This is a genomic window from Streptomyces sp. NPDC001027 (genome assembly GCF_040299045.1).
GTDB lineage: Bacteria > Actinomycetota > Actinomycetes > Streptomycetales > Streptomycetaceae > Streptomyces.
Map to the genome: position 1 here is coordinate 41,328 of NZ_JBEPBI010000049.1, position 6,931 is coordinate 48,258.

Sequence of the window (6,931 nt, forward strand, 5' to 3'; positions counted from 1 at the left end):
CACGAGCCTCCGGGTCCCGGCTGCGCAGCCCGGAGCGACGGACCGCAGACGCATGCCGATGCTCTGCAGACGTGTGCCGACGGTCCGCAGACGCATGCCGACGTCCGCAGGCGCATGCCGACGGGCCGCACGAGCAACAGACGGTAAACCCTTTCAGGAACAAGCACTCCTTCGAACAGCACGTGGAGCATCGTGAAACGCCTGCAGTGGCCGAGTCGGATGCCGGTCGACCCCTACCTCCTGCTGTTGCTGGCGACCGTCGGGCTCGCGGCGCTGTTCCCGGCGCGCGGCGCCGCCGCCGACATGGCGTCCGGCGCCTCGACCGCGGCCATCGCCCTCCTCTTCTTCCTGTACGGCGCCCGCCTGTCCACCCGTGAGGCGCTGGACGGGCTGAAGCACTGGCGACTGCACGTGACGGTGCTGGCCTGCACGTTCGTGATCTTTCCGCTGCTCGGCCTGGCCGCCCGCGGCCTCGTCCCGGTCCTTCTCACCCACCCGCTCTACCAGGGGCTGCTGTTCCTCACCCTCGTGCCGTCGACCGTCCAGTCGTCGATCGCCTTCACCTCGATCGCCCGCGGCAACGTGCCCGCGGCGATCTGCGCGGGCTCCTTCTCCTCCCTGGTCGGCGTCGTCGTCACCCCGCTGCTTGCGGCCGCCGTGCTCGGCAGCAGCGGGGGCGGCTTCTCCGCCGACTCGCTCCTGCGGATCGTGCTGCAACTGCTCGTGCCGTTCCTCGCGGGACAGGTGCTGCGCCGCTGGATCGGCGGCTTCGTCACCCGGCACAAGAAGGTGCTCGCGCTCGTCGACCGCGGTTCGATCCTCCTCGTCGTCTACACGGCGTTCAGCGAGGGCATGGTCCAGGGCATCTGGCACCGGGTGAGCGCGGCGCGGCTGGGCGGACTGCTCGTGGTGGAGGCCGTGCTGCTCGCGGTGATGCTCGCCCTGACCTGGTACGGCGGCAAGGCCCTGCGGTTCGGCCGCGCGGACCGGATCGCCCTGCAGTTCGCCGGGTCCAAGAAGTCCCTCGCGTCCGGACTGCCCATGGCGAGCGTGCTGTTCGGCGCGCACGCCTCCCTCGCGGTGCTGCCGCTGATGCTCTTCCACCAGATGCAGCTCATGGTGTGCGCGGTCATCGCCAGACGCCGGGCCCGCGATCCGCTGGAGCCGCCGGGCGAACGCACCGGCGAGCGGACTCCGGCGACGGCCTGAGACCGAGGGCGACGCCAGGCCCTCCGTTTGCGCCGTGCGCGCACCGGACCCCGGGGGCCGCGGGAATGCTCCGTCGAACGGGAGCAGTTCACCGGTCTGTTGATCCGGATCTCCGGCACGGACGGCTGACGGGGGATAACGTTCCGTCATGACCGTCCCCCTCGCGCTCGATCCCGCGCGCACCGCACTGGTCCTCGTCGATTTGATGGACCGCATCGTCGCCCTCCCCCTCGCGCCCCGCAAGGGCGCCGAAGTGCTGCTGACGGCCCAGGAGTTGGCGGAATCCTTCCGCTCGGCGGGAGCCCTCGTCGTGCTCGTCCGCGTCGAGCGTCCGGGGGTCGCCGAGCAGCCGTCCGGCAGCCAACTGGTCCAGGGTCTGCCACGGGAGGGCGATGTGGAGATCGTCAAGCGGACGATCGGCGCCTTCCAGGGGACCGGCCTGGACGACCGGCTCCGTGAACGGGGCGTCACCACCCTCGTGTTCGCGGGCATCGCGACGAATCTCGGCGTCGAGTCCACCGCCCGCGCCGCCGGCGACCTCGGGTACGACCTGGTCTTCGTCGAGGACGCGATGGCCGCTCTCACCGGCCCCGAGCACGATGCGTCCGTGAAGCTCGACTTCCCCCGTCTCGGCACCGTGGTCCACGCGGCCGACGTGCACTTCACGCGCGGCTGAGCCGAGGGTCAGGCCTGGGGGGCCGCGGCCCTCAGGGCTATGCGGTCCTCACCCGCGTAGACGTTCATGGAGCTGCCGCGCAGAAACCCCACCAGGGTCAGTCCGGTCTCCACGGCCAGGTCGACCGCCAGCGAGGAGGGGGCGGAGACCGCCGCGAGCATCGGGAGGCCCGCCATCACGGCCTTCTGCGCCAGCTCGAACGAGGCCCGGCCCGACACCAGCAGGATCGCCCGGGACAGGGGCAGGTCCCCGCTCTGCAGGGCGCGGCCGACCAGTTTGTCCACCGCGTTGTGCCGGCCCACGTCCTCGCGGACGTCGATCAGCTCGCCGTCCTCCGAGAACAGGGCCGCTCCATGGAGTCCGCCGGTCCGGTCGAACACCCGCTGCGCGTCGCGCAGCCGGTCGGGGAGGACGGCGAGCAGCTCGGGCTCGATCCGGAGCGGGGGAGCGTCGGCGACGGGCCAGCGGGTCGTCGTGCGCACGGCGTCCAGGCTCGCCTTCCCGCACAGGCCGCAGGAGGAGGTGGTGTAGACGTTGCGCTCGAGGGTGATGTCGGGGATCTCCACCCCGGGCGCGGTGCGCACGTCCACCACGTTGTAGGTGTTGCCGCCGTCGGCTGTCGCGCCCGCGCAGTAGACGATGTTCTGGAGGTCGCCCCGCTCGGCCAGCACGCCCTCGCTGACCAGGAAGCCGGCGGCCAGCGCGAAGTCGTCACCGGGCGTGCGCATCGTGATCGCCAGCGGTTTGCCGTTGAGCCGGATCTCCATGGGCTCCTCGGCGACCAGGGTGTCCGGGCGGGTGGAGACAGCGCCGTCCCTGATGCGGACCACCTTGCGTCGTTCGGTGACTCGTCCCATGTCGTGATCAGCCCCGGTTCTGTACGTGCTGGTGGCCGCAGCGGCCCTTGATGCGGGTGTTGCCGTGGGTCACCGGGTCGGCCTGCGGTGACGTGTCCTTCACGATCTCATTGTCCTGCACACGGTCGGGAGACCGGCCGGCTCCGACCGTTCGGCGCAGCTCGCATACCGCTCACCGCAATCGGCCGTCGCTCCCTCTTCTCAGCGTCGGAAACGGGTTTCTACCGTTCAGGTTTCATGAGTCCCCCCATCGCGCCGCCCGGCTGGAGCCGCTGGCTCGTCCCCCCTGCCGCCCTCTCGGTCCACCTCTCCATCGGCCAGGCCTACGCCTGGTCGGTGTTCAAACCGCCGCTGGAGTCCGCGCTCGGCCTCAGCGGCACGCAGAGCGCGCTCCCCTTTCAGCTCGCCATCGTGATGCTCGGCCTGTCCGCGGCGTTCGGCGGCACCCTGGTGGAGCGCAACGGGCCGCGCTGGGCGATGACCGTCGCCCTGGTCTGCTTCTCGTCCGGCTTCCTGATCTCCGCGCTCGGCGCGGCCGTCGAGCAGTACTGGCTGATCGTCCTCGGATACGGCTTCGTCGGCGGAATCGGTCTCGGAATCGGTTACATCTCGCCCGTCTCCACGCTGATCAAGTGGTTCCCGGACCGCCCCGGCATGGCCACCGGGATCGCCATCATGGGTTTCGGCGGCGGCGCGCTCATCGCCTCCCCCTGGTCGGCGCAGATGCTCGAGTCGTTCGGCGCCGACAGCTCGGGCATCGCCCTCGCGTTCCTCGTGCACGGTCTCTCGTACGCGGTCTTCATGTCGCTGGGCGTCCTGCTGGTGCGGGTGCCACGAGGTGAGCGGCCGGTCGCGGGCGCGCCGAGCGCCGTCGAGGGCGTGCAGGTCTCGGCGCGCAGCGCGGTGCGCACCCCGCAGTTCTGGTGTCTGTGGGTCGTGCTCTGCATGAACGTGACCGCCGGCATCGGCATCCTCGAGAAGGCCGCGCCGATGATCAAGGACTTCTTCGCCGACACCTCCACCCCGGTCTCGGCCTCCGCGGCCGCCGGTTTCGTCGCCCTGCTGTCCGCGGCCAACATGGCGGGCCGCATCGGCTGGTCGTCGACCTCCGACCTGGTCGGACGCAAGAACGTCTACCGTCTGTACCTGGGCGTCGGAGCCCTGATGTACGCCCTCATCGCTCTGATCGGCGACTCGTCGAAACCCCTGTTCGTCCTGTGCGCGCTGGTGATCCTCTCGTTCTACGGAGGGGGCTTCGCGACGATTCCGGCCTACCTCAAGGACCTGTTCGGGGCCTACCAGGTGGGCGCGATCCACGGCCGGCTGCTCACCGCCTGGTCGACGGCCGGGGTACTGGGCCCGCTGATCGTCAACTGGATCGCCGACCGCCAGGAGGAGGCCGGCAAGGACGGCTCGTCGCTGTACACGCTGTCCCTGTTCATCATGATCGGGCTGCTGGCCGTCGGCTTCGTCGCCAACGAGCTCGTCCGTCCCGTCCACGTCCGCCACCACGTACCCGTCCAGAGGAAGGCAGCCGATGTCGAACGACAGCAGCCCGAGTCCGCAGCCTGACCGGCGGCCGTTGATCGCCTTCGCCTGGCTGTGGGTGGGGGCGCCGCTCGTCTACGGGCTGTACGAGCTCGTCCGGAAGGCGACGCAACTCTTCACCGGGTAGCGGTGGTCGCGGGGCGTGTGTTCGGCGGGCGGGCGTTCGGCAGGTGAGCAGGCGTCCGAGAGCTATGGGGAAGCCGACAACGGCGGAACCGGTTTCCTGTCGCTTCACGCGCCCTCGTACCCGTGAGTCACTGATCAGACTGGTGGATCCCGCAACCCACGGCAACGAGGGGACCCACCACATGAACGGCTCGCGCATCACCGCCGTCGGCCACTACCAGCCCGCCAAGGTGCTCACCAACGAGGACCTGGCGGAACTGGTGGACACCAATGACGAGTGGATCAGGAGCCGGGTGGGCATCCGCACGCGCCACATCGCCGGGCCCGACGAGCCGGTGGACGAGCTCGCCGCGCACGCCGCGGCCAAGGCGCTCGCCACGGCGGGTCTCGCGCCGGACGAGATCGACCTGGTGCTGGTCGCGACCTCCACCGCCGTCGACCGCTCGCCCAACATGGCCGCGAGGGTCGCCGCCCGCCTCGGCATCCCGCAGCCCGCCGCGATGGACGTCAACGTCGTCTGCGCCGGCTTCACGCACGCGCTGGCCACGGCCGATCACACCGTCCGCGCGGGCGCCGCCACCCGCGCGCTGGTCATCGGCGCCGACAAGATGTCCGAGGTGACGGACTGGAGCGACCGCACCACGTGCGTGCTCGTCGGCGACGGAGCGGGTGCCGCCGTGGTCGAGGCCTGCCCCGACGGCGTCGAGCCCGGGATCGGGCCCGTGCTGTGGGGCTCGGTGCCCGAGATGGGGCATGCGGTGCGCATCGAGGGGCAGCCTGCACGGTTCGCCCAGGAGGGGCAGAGCGTGTACCGCTGGGCCACCACCCGGCTGCCGCCGCTCGCGCGGCAGGCGTGCGAGCGGGCGGGATTCAAGCCCGAGGACCTGGCCGCCGTCGTCCTGCACCAGGCGAACCTGCGCATCATCGAGCCCCTCGCGGCGAAGATCGGGGCTGTCAACGCGGTCGTCGCGCGGGACGTCACCGAATCCGGCAACACCTCCGCCGCCAGCATCCCGCTCGCCTTCTCCAAGCTCGTCGAGCAGGGCGCCGTCTCCACGGGCGACCCGGTGCTGCTGTTCGGTTTCGGCGGCAACCTCTCGTACGCCGGGCAGGTCGTGCGCTGCCCGTGACCTGCGAGCCCACGATCGTCTGCCCGTGACCCGCCGGCACGTGAGAGCCCGGACGCGATGGCGTGCCGACGGTGACTCGTGACGACGGCCGGCGACGTGCGACAGGTGAACGGCGACGGGTGCGAGGGCCGTGCGGGCCGTGCCGCGCGATGCGCGGACGGCGGCGGGGCGCGGCGAGTGTGCGGACGCGGTAGGCAGGTCGCGGTAGGCGTGCGCGAGGTCGGCGAGCCTCGTCCGACGGACCGCGCGCCGTAGACTGTAGACGAAAGACAATCGACCGACACCGGTTGCCGAAAGCGGCCCGGTCGACGGTCCCACCGCGCCGCACCTGTCGTGTGCGCGTCCACGGAGTGCGGCGTGCGCGGCCGTCATCACCGTCCGTCCGCCGTCCATGCCGCTCCGGTGTCCGGTGTCCGGAGTCGTTCGAGACGGCATTCGGCGCTCGGCACTCGCCCTTGCGGCCGACGCCGACCGGTGTTCGCCCAGGAGGGACCGACCATGGCGTCGACGGGACTGCCGCAGGGCGCGGTGCCCAAGCTCGAACGGCCCGGCCCGTTGCGCGACCGTGTCTACGAGGCGCTGCTCGAACTCATCACCACCCGTGCTCTGCAGCCCGGCCGGCACCTCGTCGAGAGCGAGCTCGCCGGTCACCTCGGCGTCTCACGGCAGCCGGTGCGCGAGGCGCTGCAGCGGCTCAGCACCGAGGGCTGGGTCGAGCTCCGGCCCGCGCAGGGCGCGTTCGTGCACGAGCCGACCGCGGAGGAGGCGGATCAACTCCTCACCGTGCGCACCCTGTTGGAGGCCGAAGCCGCACGCCTCGCGGCCGTCCACGCGGACGAGCGCGGCGTCGCGGCCCTGAACGAGATCCTGGCGCAGGGCGCGTCGGCCGTCACCGAGGACGAGGCGGACGCCGAGGAGGTCGACGTCGCGGTCGCCCTGAACGCCCGCTTCCACGCGAAGGTCGTCGAGCTCTCGGGCAATGCGGTCCTCGCCCGGCTGGCGGCCCAGGTCGACCGCCGGGTGCGCTGGTACTGCACGCCGATCGCCCCGCGGCGCGGCCGGCAGTCGTGGATCGAGCACCGCGACCTGATCGCGGCCATCGCCGCCCATGACGAACAGGAGGCCGCCCGGCTGATGCGCGAGCACACCGAGCGCACCCGGAATGCGTACCGCGCCCGCGCGACGTCCTGATCCGCGTGTGCGACGGACCGGCCGGTCCTCGGCCCTTCATCGGGCGCGGCCAGCGGATATGCAGGTGAGAGGCACGCCGAAAGCTTGGTATTGTTGTCCGTGTCGCCGCGGGGAACGTCTCGCAGGCGGCAGACACCTGGTCCGGGTGGCGGAATGGCAGACGCGCTAGCTTGAGGTGCTAGTGCCCTTTATCG

The 6,931-nt window shown here is 71.3% G+C and carries 7 protein-coding genes and 1 pseudogene; 6 read left to right on the top strand and 2 right to left on the bottom strand.

The window, feature by feature from the left end; genetic code table 11:
- Positions 1–219 precede the first annotated feature (219 nt).
- Both ABT300_RS16565 and ABT300_RS16570 read left to right on the top strand, forming a co-directional pair.
- Positions 220–1,209, top strand: coding sequence for a bile acid:sodium symporter family protein (locus tag ABT300_RS16565; protein WP_351675871.1), 990 nt, complete (start codon positions 220–222; stop codon positions 1,207–1,209).
- A gap of 148 nt (positions 1,210–1,357) precedes the next feature.
- A complete protein-coding gene (locus tag ABT300_RS16570) occupies positions 1,358–1,885 on the top strand; it encodes an isochorismatase family protein (RefSeq protein WP_351675855.1) in 528 nt (175 codons plus the stop codon).
- A gap of 8 nt (positions 1,886–1,893) precedes the next feature.
- Here ABT300_RS16570 and fdhD read toward each other — a convergent pair whose 3' ends face one another.
- Together fdhD and ABT300_RS16580 are read right to left on the bottom strand one after the other, a co-directional pair.
- Entirely contained in the window at positions 1,894–2,742 is an 849-nt protein-coding gene (fdhD, locus tag ABT300_RS16575; protein ID WP_351675857.1) for a formate dehydrogenase accessory sulfurtransferase FdhD, read from the bottom strand.
- A 7-nt stretch (positions 2,743–2,749) separates the two neighbouring features.
- Positions 2,750–2,863 (bottom strand): annotated as a pseudogene (locus ABT300_RS16580) (2Fe-2S iron-sulfur cluster-binding protein); the annotation flags it as partial.
- Between the two features lie 116 nt (positions 2,864–2,979).
- Here ABT300_RS16580 and ABT300_RS16585 point away from each other — a divergent pair.
- From ABT300_RS16585 to ABT300_RS16600, 4 genes are all read left to right on the top strand, one after another.
- Entirely contained in the window at positions 2,980–4,314 is a 1,335-nt protein-coding gene (locus ABT300_RS16585) for an OFA family MFS transporter (RefSeq protein ID WP_351675859.1), read from the top strand.
- A complete protein-coding gene (locus tag ABT300_RS16590) occupies positions 4,280–4,417 on the top strand; it encodes an MFS transporter small subunit (RefSeq protein WP_351675861.1) in 138 nt (45 codons plus the stop codon). The genes ABT300_RS16585 and ABT300_RS16590 overlap by 35 nt, the downstream gene beginning before the upstream one ends.
- Positions 4,418–4,598: 181 nt before the next feature.
- Positions 4,599–5,546: a beta-ketoacyl-ACP synthase III gene (locus ABT300_RS16595; protein ID WP_351675873.1), complete on the top strand. Its 948-nt coding sequence runs from the start codon at positions 4,599–4,601 to the stop codon at positions 5,544–5,546.
- A 498-nt stretch (positions 5,547–6,044) separates the two neighbouring features.
- Positions 6,045–6,737, top strand: a complete 693-nt coding sequence (locus tag ABT300_RS16600; RefSeq protein ID WP_351675863.1) for a GntR family transcriptional regulator — start codon at positions 6,045–6,047, stop codon at positions 6,735–6,737.
- The last annotated feature ends 194 nt before the right edge of the window (positions 6,738–6,931 follow it).

Bases quoted from the DNA above. Each gene is read 5' to 3' on its own strand.
- ABT300_RS16565 (WP_351675871.1), top strand. From the start codon at position 220: ATGCCGGTCGACCCCTACCTCCTGCTGTTGCTGGCGACCGTCGGGCTC.
- ABT300_RS16570 (WP_351675855.1), top strand. From the start codon at position 1,358: ATGACCGTCCCCCTCGCGCTCGATCCCGCGCGCACCGCACTGGTCCTC.
- fdhD (WP_351675857.1), bottom strand. From the start codon at position 2,742: ATGGGACGAGTCACCGAACGACGCAAGGTGGTCCGCATCAGGGACGGC.
- ABT300_RS16585 (WP_351675859.1), top strand. From the start codon at position 2,980: ATGAGTCCCCCCATCGCGCCGCCCGGCTGGAGCCGCTGGCTCGTCCCC.
- ABT300_RS16590 (WP_351675861.1), top strand. From the start codon at position 4,280: ATGTCGAACGACAGCAGCCCGAGTCCGCAGCCTGACCGGCGGCCGTTG.
- ABT300_RS16595 (WP_351675873.1), top strand. From the start codon at position 4,599: ATGAACGGCTCGCGCATCACCGCCGTCGGCCACTACCAGCCCGCCAAG.
- ABT300_RS16600 (WP_351675863.1), top strand. From the start codon at position 6,045: ATGGCGTCGACGGGACTGCCGCAGGGCGCGGTGCCCAAGCTCGAACGG.